12 protein-coding genes and 1 tRNA gene are annotated in these 14,668 nt (G+C 70.2%); 3 read left to right on the plus strand and 10 right to left on the minus strand.

The genetic code is table 11. From position 1 onward, the window contains the following. Positions 1–44: 44 nt before the first annotated feature. Positions 45–632: an HIT family protein gene (locus OHN74_RS07040; RefSeq protein ID WP_327693667.1), complete on the minus strand. Its 588-nt coding sequence runs from the start codon at positions 630–632 to the stop codon at positions 45–47. A 67-nt stretch (positions 633–699) separates the two neighbouring features. On the opposite strand from OHN74_RS07040, the gene OHN74_RS07045 reads away from it, so the two are divergent. Beyond that, complete coding sequence (locus OHN74_RS07045) at positions 700–1,383, plus strand: potassium channel family protein (protein WP_327693668.1); 684 nt, start codon at positions 700–702, stop codon at positions 1,381–1,383. Between the two features lie 76 nt (positions 1,384–1,459). Here the strand turns inward: OHN74_RS07045 and thrS are convergent, their stop codons facing one another. The 3 genes from thrS to OHN74_RS07060 form a co-directional block, all read right to left on the minus strand. Further along, the gene (gene thrS, locus OHN74_RS07050) at positions 1,460–3,436 is read right to left on the minus strand and encodes a threonine--tRNA ligase (protein WP_327693669.1); all 1,977 of its coding nucleotides are present in this window, start codon (positions 3,434–3,436) and stop codon (positions 1,460–1,462) included. A 122-nt stretch (positions 3,437–3,558) separates the two neighbouring features. Then, entirely contained in the window at positions 3,559–4,782 is a 1,224-nt protein-coding gene (locus OHN74_RS07055) for a hypothetical protein (protein ID WP_327693670.1), read from the minus strand. Beyond that, positions 4,779–5,345 carry a DUF4365 domain-containing protein gene (locus tag OHN74_RS07060; RefSeq protein ID WP_327693671.1) on the minus strand — a complete coding sequence of 189 codons (567 nt, stop codon included), beginning with the start codon at positions 5,343–5,345 and terminating at the stop codon, positions 4,779–4,781. The genes OHN74_RS07055 and OHN74_RS07060 overlap by 4 nt, the downstream gene beginning before the upstream one ends. 168 nt (positions 5,346–5,513) lie before the next feature. Here OHN74_RS07060 and OHN74_RS07065 point away from each other — a divergent pair, with 168 nt between their 5' ends. Continuing rightward, positions 5,514–6,239, plus strand: a complete 726-nt coding sequence (locus OHN74_RS07065; protein WP_327693672.1) for a 3'-5' exonuclease — start codon at positions 5,514–5,516, stop codon at positions 6,237–6,239. Positions 6,240–6,317: 78 nt separating this feature from the next. Here the strand turns inward: OHN74_RS07065 and OHN74_RS07070 are convergent. Together OHN74_RS07070 and OHN74_RS07075 are read right to left on the minus strand one after the other, a co-directional pair. Further along, positions 6,318–6,389 (minus strand) — tRNA-Val (locus OHN74_RS07070). A gap of 39 nt (positions 6,390–6,428) precedes the next feature. After that, positions 6,429–6,875 (minus strand): SRPBCC family protein, encoded by a 447-nt coding sequence (locus OHN74_RS07075; protein ID WP_327693673.1) that lies wholly within the window; start codon positions 6,873–6,875, stop codon positions 6,429–6,431. Positions 6,876–6,925: 50 nt separating this feature from the next. Between OHN74_RS07075 and OHN74_RS07080 the strand changes: the two genes are divergently transcribed. After that, positions 6,926–9,295 (plus strand): SCO7613 C-terminal domain-containing membrane protein, encoded by a 2,370-nt coding sequence (locus tag OHN74_RS07080; protein ID WP_443060352.1) that lies wholly within the window; start codon positions 6,926–6,928, stop codon positions 9,293–9,295. A 65-nt stretch (positions 9,296–9,360) separates the two neighbouring features. Here OHN74_RS07080 and OHN74_RS07085 read toward each other — a convergent pair whose 3' ends face one another. From OHN74_RS07085 to OHN74_RS07100, 4 genes are all read right to left on the minus strand, one after another. After that, complete coding sequence (locus OHN74_RS07085) at positions 9,361–12,102, minus strand: exo-rhamnogalacturonan lyase family protein (protein ID WP_327693675.1); 2,742 nt, start codon at positions 12,100–12,102, stop codon at positions 9,361–9,363. A gap of 104 nt (positions 12,103–12,206) precedes the next feature. Next, positions 12,207–12,815: a hypothetical protein gene (locus tag OHN74_RS07090; RefSeq protein ID WP_327693676.1), complete on the minus strand. Its 609-nt coding sequence runs from the start codon at positions 12,813–12,815 to the stop codon at positions 12,207–12,209. A gap of 10 nt (positions 12,816–12,825) precedes the next feature. Next, positions 12,826–13,701: a carbohydrate ABC transporter permease gene (locus OHN74_RS07095; protein WP_327693677.1), complete on the minus strand. Its 876-nt coding sequence runs from the start codon at positions 13,699–13,701 to the stop codon at positions 12,826–12,828. Beyond that, positions 13,698–14,654, minus strand: coding sequence for a carbohydrate ABC transporter permease (locus OHN74_RS07100; protein ID WP_327693678.1), 957 nt, complete (start codon positions 14,652–14,654; stop codon positions 13,698–13,700). Before OHN74_RS07100 ends, OHN74_RS07095 begins: the two co-directional genes overlap by 4 nt. Positions 14,655–14,668: the final 14 nt, after the last annotated feature.

Raw genomic sequence — 14,668 nt, forward strand, 5'->3', positions numbered from 1 at the left:
CTGAACGGGCCTTGTCCTCAAACGCCGGACGGGCTGGGGGGTGCCTAGACCAGGCTGGAGGTGCCCGGGCCCGCGCTCGACGGCCACGCCTCCGCCAGCATCTTCCTGGTGTCCCCCAGCAGCTGCGGCAGCACCTTCGTGTGGCCCACCACCGGCATGAAGTTCGTGTCGCCGCCCCAGCGCGGGACGATGTGCTGGTGCAGATGGGCCGCGATGCCCGCGCCCGCCACCGTGCCCTGGTTCATCCCGATGTTGAAGCCGTGCGCCCCGGACGCCCTGCGCAGTGCCGTCATCGCCTGCTTGGTCAGCTCGGCCAGTTCGGCGGTCTCGGAGTCCGTCAGGTCCGTGTAGTCGGCGACATGCCGGTACGGCACGACCATCAGATGGCCGCCCGTGTACGGGTACAGATTCAGCACGGCGTAGACCTGCTCGCCACGCTGGAGGACGAGGCCATCCTCGTCGGACTTGGCCGGGATCGAGCAGAAGGGACAGCCGTCGTCGGCGCCTGGACCGGTGGGCTTGTTCTCGCCCTGGATGTACGCCATCCGGTGAGGCGTCCACAGGCGCTGAAAGGCGTCCTGCGTCCCGACTCCGATCTGCTGCTCCGGCTCACTCGTCATGCCATGCAGCATATTGCTTCGCCCATATGGAGCGTGTCGCCGGGGCACACACCGGGACACCCGCGGCCAAGCTGGCGGAATGGACGACGACAGCCGCACGAAACGCTGGGAGCGGCGCACCGAGGTCCCGCTCGGGGTGGCGTCGCTGCTCTTCCTCGCCGCGTACGCGGTCCGCGTACTCGCCCTCGATCCGTCCGGCGTCGGACAGGTCCTCTGCCTGGCCGCGCTGCTGGCCGCCTGGGCGGTCTTCGCGCTCGACTACGCGGTGCGCTGGCGGCTGAGCGGCGACGGCACCCGGTTCGTCCGCACGCACTGGCTGGACACCGTCGTCCTGTTGCTGCCGCTGCTGCGCCCGTTGCGGGTCGTCAGGGTGTACGAGGCCGTTCTGCACCGGCGTGGCAGGCCCCGGCTCGCGCTGCACGCACGCGTGATCGTGTACGCCGGTCTGTCGGTGGCCCTGCTCGGGTTCACGGGCGCCCTGGCCGTGTACCAGCAGGAGCACGCCGAGCCCGGTGCGACGATCCGGACGTTCGGCGACGCGGTGTGGTGGACCTGCGCCACGCTCGCGACCGTCGGGTACGGCGATGTCGCTCCCGTGACCCCGGTCGGCCGGTTGGTCGCGGTGGGGCTGATGGCGTGCGGTCTCGCGCTGCTGGGCGCGGTGACGGGGTCGTTCTCGTCGTGGCTGCTGCAGGTGTTCTCGCGGGAGGACGCGCCGGCGCGGGACTCGCCCGGAGACAGCGAAGGGCCCCCGGGGAAGTGACTCCCCCGGGGGCCCGGACAGCTCCCGATCGGATCCGAGTCCGGTCAGATCCGCGTTCGATCAGATCCGCGTTCGATCAGATCTGCGTCCGCTCCTCCACGACCTTCGCGATCTTCGCGAGGGCGTCCGCGAAGGGGATGCCGTTCTCCTGCGAACCGTCCCGGTAGCGGAAGGACACCGTGTCACCGTTCATGTCGTCGTCGCCGACGATGACCATGAACGGGACCTTCTGCTTCTGGGCGTTGCGGATCTTCTTCTGCATACGGTCGGACGACGAGTCCACCTCGACCCGCAGCCCCTGCTTCTTCGCCTCGGCGGCGAACTTCTGCAGGTACTCCACGTGCCCGTCGCCGATCGGGATACCGACCGCCTGGACCGGCGCCAGCCATGCCGGGAACGCGCCCGCGTAGTGCTCCAGGAGCACCGCGAAGAACCGCTCGATCGAGCCGAACAGGGCGCGGTGGATCATCACCGGGCGCTGCTTGGTGCCGTCGGGCCCCGTGTACTCCAGGTCGAACCGCTCGGGCAGGTTGAAGTCCAGCTGGACCGTCGACATCTGCCAGGTACGGCCGATCGCGTCCTTCGCCTGGACGGAGATCTTCGGCCCGTAGAAGGCCGCGCCACCGGGGTCGGGGGTCAGCGGCAGCCCCTGCTTCTCGGCCACCTGACGCAGCGTCTCGGTGGCCTCCTCCCAGACCTCGTCCGAGCCGACGAACTTCTCCGGGTCCTTGGTGGACAGCTCGAGGTAGAAGTCGGTCAGACCGTAGTCGCGCAGCAGCCCGAGCACGAAGGTGAGCGTGCGGTCGAGTTCCTCCGCCATCTGCTCGCGGGTGCAGTAGATGTGCGCGTCGTCCTGGGTGAAGCCGCGGGCACGGGTCAGACCGTGCACCACGCCGGACTTCTCGTACCGGTACACGGTCCCGAACTCGAAGAGGCGCAGCGGGAGTTCACGGTAGGAACGGCCGCGGGCGTCGAAGATCAGGTTGTGCATCGGGCAGTTCATGGGCTTGAGGTAGTAGTCCACGCCCTCGTCGAGCTGCATGGGCGGGTACATGCCGTCGGCGTACCAGTCCAGGTGACCCGAGGTCTCGAAGAGCTTCCCCTTCGTCGCGTGCGGGGTGTAGACGAACTCGTAGCCCTCCTCCTCGTGCCGGCGGCGCGAGTAGTCCTCCATCACGCGGCGGATGATGCCGCCCTTGGGGTGGAAGACGGCGAGGCCGGAGCCGATCTGGTCCGGGATGGAGAACAGGTCCAGCTCGTTGCCCAGCTTGCGGTGGTCGCGCTTCTCGGCCTCGACGAGGAAGTCGAGGTGCGCCTTCAGCTCCTCCTTGGTGGGCCAGGCGGTGCCGTAGATGCGCTGGAGCATCGGGTTCTTCTCGCTGCCCCGCCAGTAGGCCGCGGCGTTGCGCATCAGCTTGAACGCCGGGATGTTCCGGGTGGTGGGCAGGTGGGGACCGCGGCAGAGGTCCTTCCAGCACAGGTCGCCGGTCTTGGCGTCGAGGTTGTCGTAGATGGTCAGCTCGCCGGAGCCGACCTCGACGTTCGCGCCGTCGTCGGTCGATGCGGAGCCCTTGATGCCGATCAGCTCCAGCTTGTACGGCTCCGACGCCAGCTCCTCGCGAGCCGCCTCGTCGGTCACCACACGGCGGGAGAACCGCTGCCCGCGCTTCTGGATCTCCTGCATCTTCTTCTCGATGACCTTGAGGTCCTCGGGCGTGAACGGCTTCTCGACGTCGAAGTCGTAGTAGAAGCCGTCCTTGACCGGCGGGCCGATGCCGAGCTTGGCCTCGGGGAACAGTTCCTGCACGGCCTGGGCCATGACGTGGGCGGTGGAGTGGCGAAGGATGTTGAGGCCGTCCTCGGAGGAGATCTCGACGGGCTCGACCTCCTCGCCGTCCGCCACCGCGTACGCGAGGTCCTTGAGCTCCCCGCCCACGCGCGCGGCGACGATCGAACGTTCGCCGGCGAAGAGGTCGGCGGCCGTAGTCCCCGTCGTCACCACGCGCTCTTCCCGCTCGGAATCGCGATGGATGATCACACGGACTTCTGACACCGGTCTCTCCTGACTGAAGGTGGGTGCGGCGCCATACCGGGAGCGCGCGCAGGTAGGGATCGTACCGACCCCGACCCGCCCACCGCGAAACAGATAACCGGCGGCACCGCTCCCCCGCTCCCTCAGTCGTCCCCGCTGCACGCCTCCTCGAAGAAGTCGAGGTTCTCCTGCAGTGACTTCATCAGGCGGTCCCGCTCCGCCTCGTCGACCTGCACGGGTACGACGTCGGAGGCCTGTGTCAGCCTTCGGAAGCCGCCCCGGCTCTCCAGTCGGCCCTGTACCCGCACGGGCAGTCCGACCAGGTGGGCGTGGCCGGCGATCCGGTACGACTCCTCGTCCAGGGTCATCCGGACGTGCGGGATCTCGGCGCCGGCCAGCACCCGTAGGCGTACGGCGCCTTCGCCGCGCGGCCCCGACCGGCGCATCCGTACCACTGTGCCGGTGATCCGGACCGGCACCGACGGTTCCTCGCGCAGGTAACGGCCACCGGCCGCGCGCAGGGCGGGCAGGTCGCCGGGGGAGAACTCGACGGGTTCGGTGCGGGCCGAGCAGCCCTCGGGGGTCTCCGCGCCGGGTGCCCACTCGACGGCGATCCGGGCGCCCTCCGTACCTCGTACGAGCGCGACGAGGGCCTCGGTCAGTTCGTGGCTGACGCCTGCCTCGACGGCGCCGTCGAAGGCGTCCATGCCGCCGGTGGCCCGGTGGTAGTCGATGGCTTCGCGGGCCGCGTACAGGGCCTGGTGGAGCCGTGCGGCGAGGGGGCGGCCCGTGCCGACGGGGACGAACGCGGTGAGGCTGCGCCCAGCGGGTGCGGCGCCGATGAGGACGTGTTCGAGGAGGGCGTCGGCGGTCCTGCGGTGGCGGGCGCCGTAGTAGCCGGCACGCGCGCGCGTGGCGAGTGCTCCGGCGAGCATCATCCGGCGGGCGGCCGAGCGCAGTTGTTCCTCGACGGGCCAGGAGGCGACGCCCGCGGGGCCGGTCGGGACGTCCCGCCACCAGCGGATCTCGTCGCTGGGCACGACGAGGCCGACGAGCACCTCGCGCGCGGAGGGCGACCCGCTGCGGGCGAGGGCCACGAGGGCCTCGGCGAGCAGGTCGTCGCTGTCGGGGAAGGCCCGGCTCTCGGGCACGAGGAGGCTCGTGCCGTTGCCGCCGGGCCCGGGTGGGGTCCAGCGTCCGTACCGTCCGACGGCTCCCCCGCGCCGCTGCCAGCCGTGCCGGCGCAGGAGGGCGCCGAGCACGGCGGGGTCGACCTGTTCGGGCGCGGGCGGGTCGTCGTGCCAGGGGGTGTCCACGGGGTGCGGCCGGACGGGCCGCAGGGGGTCCTCGGTGGGCCGGTGCGTCACGGTCTGCCTCCCGTCCCGACGCGCGTCATGATCTCGCAGAGCGCGCGGTCGTCGAAGATGCGTGAGGTCGGTATCCGCACGGTGGTCCGGTACCGGCCGGTGGTCCGCTGTCCGGCGAGGTTGATCCAGTAGCAGCAGTGCCGCAGGTCGAGGCGGTCGTGGCCGGCGCTCAGCCAGTCGTCCTGCGAGCGCGGTACGAGCATCACGACCAGGATCTTGTGCACGGAGACCGGGGTGCGGGCGAGTTTCGTCAGGTGGGCGTTGTCGAGCGTGAAGGAGAAGTACGGGCCCGACGGGTTCGGTGCGATCTGGTACGTGCACTTCAGCTGGACCTTGATGGTGACCTCGTCGTCGACCGTGTGCCCGGGGGCGCCGTGGCTGACGTGCCAGTCGATGCCGTTGTCGGGGAACGGCTGGGACAGCGAGCAGCCGGCCGCCGCGGCGACGGCGTGCAGATAGCCCACCTGCAGTGTCTCCATGCAGGCGGTGGTGGCGAGGTTGCCTCGATGGGGTGCCGTCCGCTCGGGCAGCAGCCCGCCCCGTTCGGGCTGCGCTATCGCCATGACCAAGTGCCTTCCAAACCAGGTGATTTACGGTGACAGGCTGGTGAAGTGCGTAAACCTGTATCTCTGTTGTCTCCTTCCGGCGTACGGCGCAAACAGCCCGGGTATCACCAAACAGGCAGAAGACGGTGCGTCAGCTGCCGCGGGTGAACGAGGAGTTGCATAGGTATGACGTGCTGGTACGAGGGCCCCTTGGCCGCGTTCGACACGGAGACCACGGGTGTGGACGTCGAGACCGACCGGATCGTGTCGGCTTCCGTCGTGGTCCAGGAAGGTCCGGCCATCCGGCCGCGGGTCAGCCGCTGGCTGATCAACCCGGGTGTTCCCGTGCCCGCTTCGGCGACGGCGGTGCACGGGCTGACGGACGAACATCTGCAGCGCAACGGCCGCTGGCCGGCCCCTGTGATGGAGGAGATAGCCCGGGCGCTGGCGGAGCAGGCGGCGGCGGGCCGCCCGCTGGTCATCATGAACGCGCCCTTCGATCTGACCATGCTGGACCGGGAGTTGCGCCGCCATCGCGCCTCGTCGCTCGACCGCTGGTTCGACTCGAAACCGCTGCTGGTGCTGGATCCCCGGGTCCTGGACAAGCACCTGGACCGCTACCGCAAGGGCCGCCGCACCCTCACCGACCTGTGCGCGCACTACGGCGTCACACTGGAGGGCGCCCATGACGCGGCGGCGGACGCGACGGCCTCGCTGGAGGTCGTACGGGCGGTCGGGCGCCGTTTCGCGACCCGGCTGGAGCGCCTCTCCCCCGCCGAACTGCACACGCTCCAGGCGGTCTGGCACGCGGCGCAGGCGCGCGGTCTGCAGGCGTGGTTCGCGAAGAGCGGTACGCCGGAGGCGGTGGATCCGGCGTGGCCGCTGCGTCCGGAGATGCCGGCGGCGGCCTAGCCGGCCGTACGACAGCCGGCAGATGCACAAGAGCATGAAAAAAACCGGTCCGTCGATGACGGACCGGCCTTCTCCCGGTGGGCGATACTGGGTTCGAACCAGTGACCTCTTCGGTGTGAACGAAGCGCTCTCCCACTGAGCTAATCGCCCGGGAACGCACCGAACAATACAGGTCCGGGCGGGCTTCGTTCAAACCGCTTCGAGGTGGGCGGCCAGCCCGCGTCGTCCCGCGCGCATCATCAGGGCGTGGTTGGCGCGGAACAGCGGCCGTCCGGGGACGGCGAGGCGGCGCATCAGCGGCTTGGTGACGTCGACCTCCTGGTCGTAGTCGGCGAGGGTGCCGGAGCCGGTTTCGGTGAGCGTCCAGCGCGCCCAGCCGTCGAGGTCGCCGGTCATGGTGATCTCCAGGACTCCGGCCGCCGGGTCGCGGCGCGTCTCGCGTGCGGTGAAGGTCAGGTCGTACGGCAGCAGGGAGCGGATACGGACGACTCCGCTGGTGTCGTCGATGCGGTCGACCTCGCGCACCTGCGGCCACCAGCGGGGGTAGTCCTCGGCCTGTTCCAGGGCGTCGTAGACGTCGGCGAGCGGCGCGGCGAGGGTCCACTGGGTGTGGAAGCGGTAATGGCTCCAGTCCATGCACAGAGTGTGCCCGCGCGGATCCGAGTACGTTCTGAGTACGCGCACTCATGCCGTACGACGTGACGCGGACCACACTCCATGGCATGACGCACATCCTGCCCCCGGCCGAGGAGCTACGGCTTCTCGACGCCGAGCTGTGGCAACTCGACCGCCGTCGGGCCCAGTTGCTGGCCCGCCGCACGTGGCTCGTGGCGGCGCTTCAGCCACGGCCGACGCAACCGAACCCGGCGACCGCCCCCCGCCAGGAGACCAGCGCGCCCGGCGTACAGAACCTCCTCCTGCTGCTGGGCGGTCTGCTGCTCACCATCGCGGCGACGGTGTTCACTCTGGTCAGCTGGGGTCACATGAGCATCGCCGGCCGGGCCCTGGTGCTCGGTGCGGTCACGCTGGCCGCGCTCACCGCCCCGCTGGCCCTGGTGCGGCGCGGGCTGCGCGCGACGGCCGAGTCGGTGGGGGGCCTGGGACTGGCGTTGACGGTGCTCGACGCGTACGCGCTGTACGCGGTCGCGTTCCCCGGGACAGGTGTCGCGGGTTACACGGCGGTCGCGTCGGCGGTGCTGGCCGGTCTCTGGACGGCGTACGGCCTGCTGCCCCGCGTGACCGATCTGCGTCTGCCCCTCCCCGCCGCGCTCGTCGCGGCCCAACTCCCCATGTTCTTCTGGGCCCTGTCGTCCTCGGCGGGTTCCCACGGGATCGCGGCCGCGCTCCTGGTGACGGCCGCGTTCGACACAGCTGTGGCGCTCCGGGTGGCCGCCGGGTCCGTCCGTGTCGTCGCCGTGGTCGGCGCGTACGGCCTGGGCGCCCCGGGCGCACTGACGGCCGGCTGGCTCTCCTGGACGGCCACCGGTCCGGGCGCCGCCGCCCGTGCGGCGGCACTCGTCCTCCTCGCGGCGGTGATCGCCCTGGCGGCGGCATGGCGGGGTGGCCTGGGCAGGAGCCACGCCATCGGCCTCGCCGCGACCTCCGGTCTCCTCACGGTCGGCGCGCTCGCGGGCACAGCCCGGCCCGCACTGCCGGACACGTGGACGGTTCCGGTTCATCTCGCCTGCGGGATCGCCCTGTTGGCGGCGGTACGGGTCGGCCGGCTGCCGGTGTCGGTGCGGGACGGGCTGATCCGGGCCTCCGCCGCCGTACAGGGGCTGGCGGTGTTGTGGGCGCTGCCCGTCGTGGCGATCACACTGGCCGGACCGGCCGCCTGGATGTCGCAGGCCTGGTCCGGGGCGCCGGCGAACGCCCGCACGGCGGTGACGGTCGCCGCGCCCTGGCCCCCGGACATGGCGGCGGCTCCGCTCGTCCTGGTGGCGGTCGCGGCGGTGCTCGCCCTCGCCGTAAGGACCCCGGAATGGCGCCCCCGGGCCCTGACCGGCGCGCTGACACTCACCTGGGCCGCAGCTCTGACCGTTCCGGCGGTCCTCGAACTCCCCTACATCACCGGCCTGTTGCTGCTCGGAGCCCTGACCGCGGTCGCCCTCGCATCGCCGTACGGGCAACCGACCACGACGATCCTCGCCCTCATCACCTCCGCCTGCCTCTCCTGCGGCGCCCTGGCCTCGCAGACGGCGACCCTCGCCACGCTCACCGCCCTCACCGCCTTCTTCTCGGCGGTCTCCTGGCGGCTCACTTCCGTCACGGCCCCGGCCGCCCTCGCGTACGCCGCCGCGCTGGCCTGTGCCACGGGAGCGGCCGCGGACTGGCAGCCGCAGTACACCGCTCTGCTGCTCCTGTCGGTCCCGGTGGCCGCGGCCCTGATCGCACCGCGCGTGAAGGAGCGGATTCCCATAGAGGCGACGGGAGCCCTCGCCGGACTGTTCGCCATCGGACTCGCGGCGACCGACCTGCCGATGCTCGCCGTGGTCCTGGCCCTGTGTGCGGTGATCGCCGCGGGCACGGCGATCCGCCCGGACCGCCGCCCGGCCGGGTACGCGGCCGCGGTCCTGTTCGTCCTGGCCACGTGGGTACGCCTGGCTGCCTGGACCGTGGACATCCCCGAGGCCTACACCGTCCCGGTGACCGTCCCGGCCCTGCTGGTCGGCTTCCTCCGCAGGCGCCGCGACCCGCAGACCTCGTCCTGGACGGCGTACGCCCCCGGTCTGGCCGCCACCCTCCTGCCGAGTCTCGCCGCGGCCTGGAGCGACCCGAACTGGACGCGCCCCCTTCTGCTGGGTCTGGCCGCCCTGTCCCTGACACTGCTCGGCGCCGGTTACAACCTCCGCGCACCGCTCCTGTTGGGCGGCACGGTTCTGTCCCTGGACGCGCTGCACGAGCTGGCCCCGTACATCGTCCAGGTGACCGAGGCACTTCCCCGCTGGGTACTTCCCGCCTTGGCCGGCATCCTCCTGCTCGGGCTGGGAGCGACGTACGAGCAGCGCATCCGGGATGTCCGCAGGGCGCGAGACCTCCTGGGGAAGATGAACTGACCCCAGGGGCGTGGGGAACCGCGCGACCGGCCACGACGGCCCGCGGTTCCCCACGACCTCATCTCCTACGAAGGCATCCTGTCCCCGAGCAGCGCCAGATTCTCGATGGCGGCGAGGCCGTACAACGCGGTGTCGTTCGTGGACACCCACACCGCCTCGCTACCCGGCACCAACGCCACCGGCCCGCTCAACGCCTCCGTTTTCCAGGGGGCCGACTCCTTGTAGCCGTCGGAGTTGTAGAACTTGTCCCATGCGCGCTTGGCGAGCTTCTCGTCCCCGGTCCGGACGGCGGCGTACGCGTCGAGGCGCGAGTGGCCCTGGAACAGCAGCAGGGTGCCGAAGTTGGAGCCGTAGCGTGCCGCCTGTTCGGCCTTCGTCGCGTTGAAGTAGCGGCAGTAGTCGAAGTAGGCCTCGTTGAACTCGGGCATGTCGACCAGGTCGATGAGTTCGGCGCACAGTTCGTTGAGCCCGAAGACGGCGGAGAGGTGCGAGACACCGACGACGGGCGCCGCGGCGACGGCGAACCTCCCGGTGTCGAGGTCGTACAGCCCGCTGCCCTGCACGAAGCCGTTGGGCTGGGCGGCGATGGTCTCCATGGTGGACAGGACGCGCGCCTTGGCCTTCTCCCACTTGGGGCCCTTGCGCTCCCACTCGGTGAGCCAGGCCGACACGAGGCCGCTCCAGTCGGTGCCGAAGCCGATCGACAGGGCGTGGCGGTCGGGTGTGTAGGGCTCGGTGCGGATCTTGCGGATGGGGTCGAGGACGAGGAAGGTCTCGTCGCTGTCGACGTTGGCGTGCATGAGGTCGCCGACGCGTTCGTCACCGGTGAGGAAGTAGTAGTACCGGCGGTAGGTGGTGTTGGCGATGCGCTGCTGCTTGGCACTGTCGGCGTAGTGCTGTACGCCGTGCCGGGTGCCGAGGCCGGCCCACTGTCCGAGGTGGTAGACGTCGACCTCGCCGGTGTGGCGGGTCATCGCCTCGGCGAAGCGGAAGATGTCCGCGCGGCCGGAGCGCAGGTACGCGAACCAGAGCCAGAGGTCCGGCGACAGTTCGGAGTTGTCCCAGGCGTAGCCGCCGACGTCGTACCGCCACTGGTGCCTGAAGGTGTCGTAGGTGTGCATGATGTCGCCGTAGTCCCAGAAGCCGTACCAACGGCGCTGCTCCACCTGGTCCTTGTAGTAGGTGAAGAGGAAGTCGAGGTGGTCCTCGATCTTGGCCTTGGCGGGTGTGGAGCGGTCGGGCTCGGAGTAGAGGCCGGGGCCGAAGACCTGGGCCTTGATGAGCTGCTTGGGCGGGGCGGCGAGCTGCGGCAGCACCCGTACGGCTTCGACCTGTTCGGCGAGCTTCTCGGCGCTCGGGGTCGACTCGTTGGCCCAGAAGAGGAGTTCGGAGGTGCGGGCGATGCCGTAGGGGGTGCCGAAGCCGGGTTCGTAGTCCTCGTAGGTGATGTTGAGGCCTTCGAGCTGCTTCGCGTACGTGTCCTGGCCCATGCCGTCGTGGTAGAAGCGCAGGTCCATGGGCTGGGCCTCGGGCGACCAGAGCCAGAGGGTGACCTCGGCCTCGTCGGTCTGGGCGTCGCGGATGTCGAGCTGGGCGGGGTGCTTCTCCCAGAAGTCCCGCAGCCCGAAGGAGAATCCGCCGCTCGCCCCGCCGACGTAGCCGAATCCGGAGGCGCGCTTGCCGCCGCCGGCGCCGATCCAGCCGTGGCCCTTCTTGGTGCGCTTGCGGAGGGTGAAGCCGTCGGCGGAGAGCTGGGAGAGCGTGTAGTCGCCCCACTCGGGGATGTACTGGAGGCGGGTGGTGACGCGCTGGTCCCAGGTCGACGGGTCGGCCAGCTTCTCCCCCGCGAACTGGGCTGCCTGGACGGTCGCTCCGGGGTCGCGCCGCTGCCCGGTGATGCCCTTGACGGCCTCGCGCAGCAGTCCGGTGCCGTCGCCGCCGATGCGGATGTGCCGGTCGTACGAGGCGTCCCGCATCGGCACGGTGAAGCGGACCCCGATGCCGCGGATGAAGTCGCCGCTGGCCTTGCCGGGCTCCTGGGTGCCGTCGTACGTGATGGTGTGGACCATGCGGAAGGAGTCGGCGCCGGCGTAGAAGTAGAGGCGGACCGAGAAGGGGAGCCAACTGCGGCTGCCCTTGCGGTGCTTGCCGTCGATGCGGACAACTGCCCTGACGGGGCCGTCCTGTTCGACCTCCACCTTGCTGATGGCGCTGTCGAAGCGTTCGAACTTGGTGGCGCCTTGGTCCTCGTCCTCGATCTCGGGCTGGCGGATGAGGACGAGCCGCCCGTTCTTCGCGATCTCGGTGGAGCCGCGTGTCACCGACTTCACCAGCGTGGAGCCGGACTTGCCGATGCGCGCGGTGATGACTCCGGTCGAGATGTCGATGGTCCCGCCGCGCTTGTCGACGGTGACCTTCGCGGCGGGGGCCGCGGGCGCCCCGGCGGCGAGTGTCAGCTTCCCGGCGCCGCCCGAACTCACGGCGTGCGCGGTCCACTTGAGGGTGCCGTCGGGCCAGTAGGCGAGCGGCCACGACTGTACGGGGACGGCTTTGCCGGTGCCGTCCGTGAGCGCGAAGGTCTGGCTCGCCTCGTAGGTGCCCTTCGGCCAGGGCACACCGACCGTGGACCCGGGGGCGGCGCCGAGGCCTCCGTCCTCCAGCCAGTCCAGGGTCACGGGATCGCCGTCGGCCTCGGCGGCTCCGGGCGCGGCCTGCGCGTCCTTCGCTCCCAGGGCCCAGCTGAACTGGGCGGCGGCTCCGGCGACTGCGGCGGCCTTGAGGAGGGACCTGCGGGGGATGGGAGACATAGGAGACCAGCCTTTCCTTTCCATACGGGTGCAGGGATAGTCAGGGGCATGACAGAGAGAGGTACGGCGCCCGGGGCGCCGACCTTGTGCGAGGACACCGCCCGTCAGCGGTGCCGGTACCGCTCCTCCACGGCGACGGCCGCCGCCGCGACGGCCCCGAGGACGGGAACCGCCAGCGGCGGAAGGAACCCTGCGGACAGCGCCACCACGGCCAGCCCGCAGACGACCAGGAAGGACCCGGCGGGATCGCGCACGGTCCGGCGCCCGGCGTCCGCGAGCAGCGCCCACCAGCGGGCGCCCGGTGTCCAGACGGCCGCCGCCCGCAGCAGGGCCACGGCGAGCCCGATCAGCGCGAAGATGCCGACGGCCCCGACGAACGTCCCGCCGGGAAGCCCGGCCCGCGCGGCCAGCACGTCCACCCAGACCGCGGCGGCGACCGCCCAGCCGACGAGCCCGACGGCCCACCCACCGCGCACGGCCGCCCGGAAGTCCGCGACGAACTCCCGCAAGCCACCACCCTCATGGGTCGTTCGACGCCGCAGATGCCGTGCGCCGGCGGCGAAGGCCGCGGGGTAGGTGACGACCCCGAGACAGGCCACGGCGATCCACACCCCGGTGAGCAGACACTCGGCGAAGACCGAGAAGCGCTCGCCGAACACGGACTCCTTGCGCTCCTTGCGCGGGGAGCGTGCCTTCACGCGTGTCAGGGCCATGGTGGCCGCCTCAGCCCTTCAGTCCGGAGGTCGCCATACCGTCGATGAGGTAGCGCTGGAAGGCCATGAAGAAGGCGACGACCGGCACCAGCGCCACCAGCGACATGGCGATCATGCTGCCGTAGTTGGAGATGCCCTCCTGGTCGCGGAACATCATCAGGCCGAGCGAGACGGTGTACTTGGAGGGGGTGTTGAGGTAGATCAACGGCCCCATGAAGTCGTTCCACGCGTTGATGAAGGTGAAGATCGCGCTGGTGATGATGGCGGGCCGGCTCAGCGGCAGCACGATGGACCAGTAGGTCCGCAGGTGTCCGCACCCGTCGAGCTTGGCGGCCTCGTCCAGCTCGCGCGGCAGCCCGCGCATGAACTGGACCATCAGGAAGACGAAGAACGCCTCCGTGGCGAGGAACTTGCCCGCGACGAGCGGCACGAGCGTGTCGATGTAGCCCAGGTTGCGGAACAGCACGTACTGCGGAATGAGCAGCACGTGGTACGGCAGCAGCAGGGTGCCGATCATCAGCGTGAACAGCAGGTTCCGCCCGGCGAACCGGATCTTGGCGAAGGCGTACGCGGTCAGCGAGCTGGAGAGCACCACACCGACCACGGCCAGGCCCGCGTACATCAGCGAGTTGCTGAAGAAGCTGCCGATGGAGATGCCGGAGATGCCGTCGGCGAGTCCGGAGAAGTTCGCCCATACCGGCTTGGTGGGCAGCAGGTCGAGGCTGGCGATGATGTCCTTGCTCGGCTTGAACGAGGCGCCGAGCACCCAGATCACCGGGTAGAGGACGACCGCGAGCACGAGGAGCGCGCCCACGTGCCAGACGAGGGATCCGATACGCCGCCCTTCGTTCGCGGTGTGTGCGACGGGGCTGGTGGCACTGGTCACTTGGCGGCCTCCTCGTAGTGCACCCACTTCTTCTGCGACCAGAACAGGACCGCCGTGACGAGCGCAACCGCGATCACCAGCGTCCATGCCATCGCGGAGGCGAAGCCCATCTGGGACTCCTTGAAGCCCTTCTGGTAGAGGTAGCAGGTATAGACCAGGGTGGCATCGGCGGGCCCGCACCGGGTGTCGGAGACGACATAGGCGGAACCGAACACCTGGAACGCGTGAATGGACTCCAGCAGCACGTTGAAGAACAGCACCGGGGAGATCATCGGCAGCGTGATGTTCCAGAACCGCCGGAGGGGACCGGCGCCGTCCATCTCGGCGGCCTCGTACAGTTCCTGCGGCACCTGCTTGAGCCCGGCCAGGAAGATGACCATCGGCGCACCGAACTGCCAGATGCTCAGCGCCACCAGGGAGTACAGGACGTAGTCCGGGTTGCCGATCCAGCCGCCGACGTCGAGCCCGAAGACCTTCTGCGTACGGTCCACGACGGCGTCGTCGGAGAAGAGCGCCCGCCAGACGAAGCCCACGGAGACGCTGGCGCCGATGAGCGACGGCATGTAGAACGCGGCCCGGTACAGCGCCTGTCCGCGCCGGTTCTGCGCGAGCAGCAGCGCCACTCCGAGCGCGAGGAGCAGCTTCAGCGGGGTGGCCACGACGACGTACTTCAGCGTGACCTCGACCGACTTCTGCCAGCGCGGGTCCTGGAACATCGTCGTGAAGTTGTCCAGCCCCACCCACTTCGGCGGCGTGAACAGGTTGTAGCTGGTGAACGCGTAGTAGAGCGACGCGATCATCGGCCCCGCCGTGAGCAGCAGGAACCCCGCGATCCACGGCGACATGAAGAGATAGCCGGCGAGGTTCTCGCGGCGCCGCCCGCGCCGCCCGGCGGCAGGAGCGGCGGACCGCTTCTGCGCCGGGCGCGCGGGCGCTTCTTTGACGAGCGTCATGGTGGTACGTCCCC

Origin of the sequence: Streptomyces sp. NBC_00459 (assembly GCF_036013955.1) — a bacterium.
In the GTDB taxonomy this organism is placed as follows: domain Bacteria; phylum Actinomycetota; class Actinomycetes; order Streptomycetales; family Streptomycetaceae; genus Streptomyces.

Bases quoted from the DNA above. Each gene is read 5' to 3' on its own strand.
- OHN74_RS07085 (WP_327693675.1), bottom strand. From the start codon at position 12,102: ATGTCTCCCATCCCCCGCAGGTCCCTCCTCAAGGCCGCCGCAGTCGCC.
- OHN74_RS07100 (WP_327693678.1), bottom strand. From the start codon at position 14,654: ATGACGCTCGTCAAAGAAGCGCCCGCGCGCCCGGCGCAGAAGCGGTCC.
- OHN74_RS07045 (WP_327693668.1), top strand. From the start codon at position 700: ATGGACGACGACAGCCGCACGAAACGCTGGGAGCGGCGCACCGAGGTC.
- OHN74_RS07040 (WP_327693667.1), bottom strand. From the start codon at position 632: ATGCTGCATGGCATGACGAGTGAGCCGGAGCAGCAGATCGGAGTCGGG.
- OHN74_RS07080 (WP_443060352.1), top strand. From the start codon at position 6,926: ATGCCGTACGACGTGACGCGGACCACACTCCATGGCATGACGCACATC.
- OHN74_RS07075 (WP_327693673.1), bottom strand. From the start codon at position 6,875: ATGGACTGGAGCCATTACCGCTTCCACACCCAGTGGACCCTCGCCGCG.
- OHN74_RS07090 (WP_327693676.1), bottom strand. From the start codon at position 12,815: ATGGCCCTGACACGCGTGAAGGCACGCTCCCCGCGCAAGGAGCGCAAG.
- OHN74_RS07065 (WP_327693672.1), top strand. From the start codon at position 5,514: ATGACGTGCTGGTACGAGGGCCCCTTGGCCGCGTTCGACACGGAGACC.
- OHN74_RS07060 (WP_327693671.1), bottom strand. From the start codon at position 5,345: ATGGCGATAGCGCAGCCCGAACGGGGCGGGCTGCTGCCCGAGCGGACG.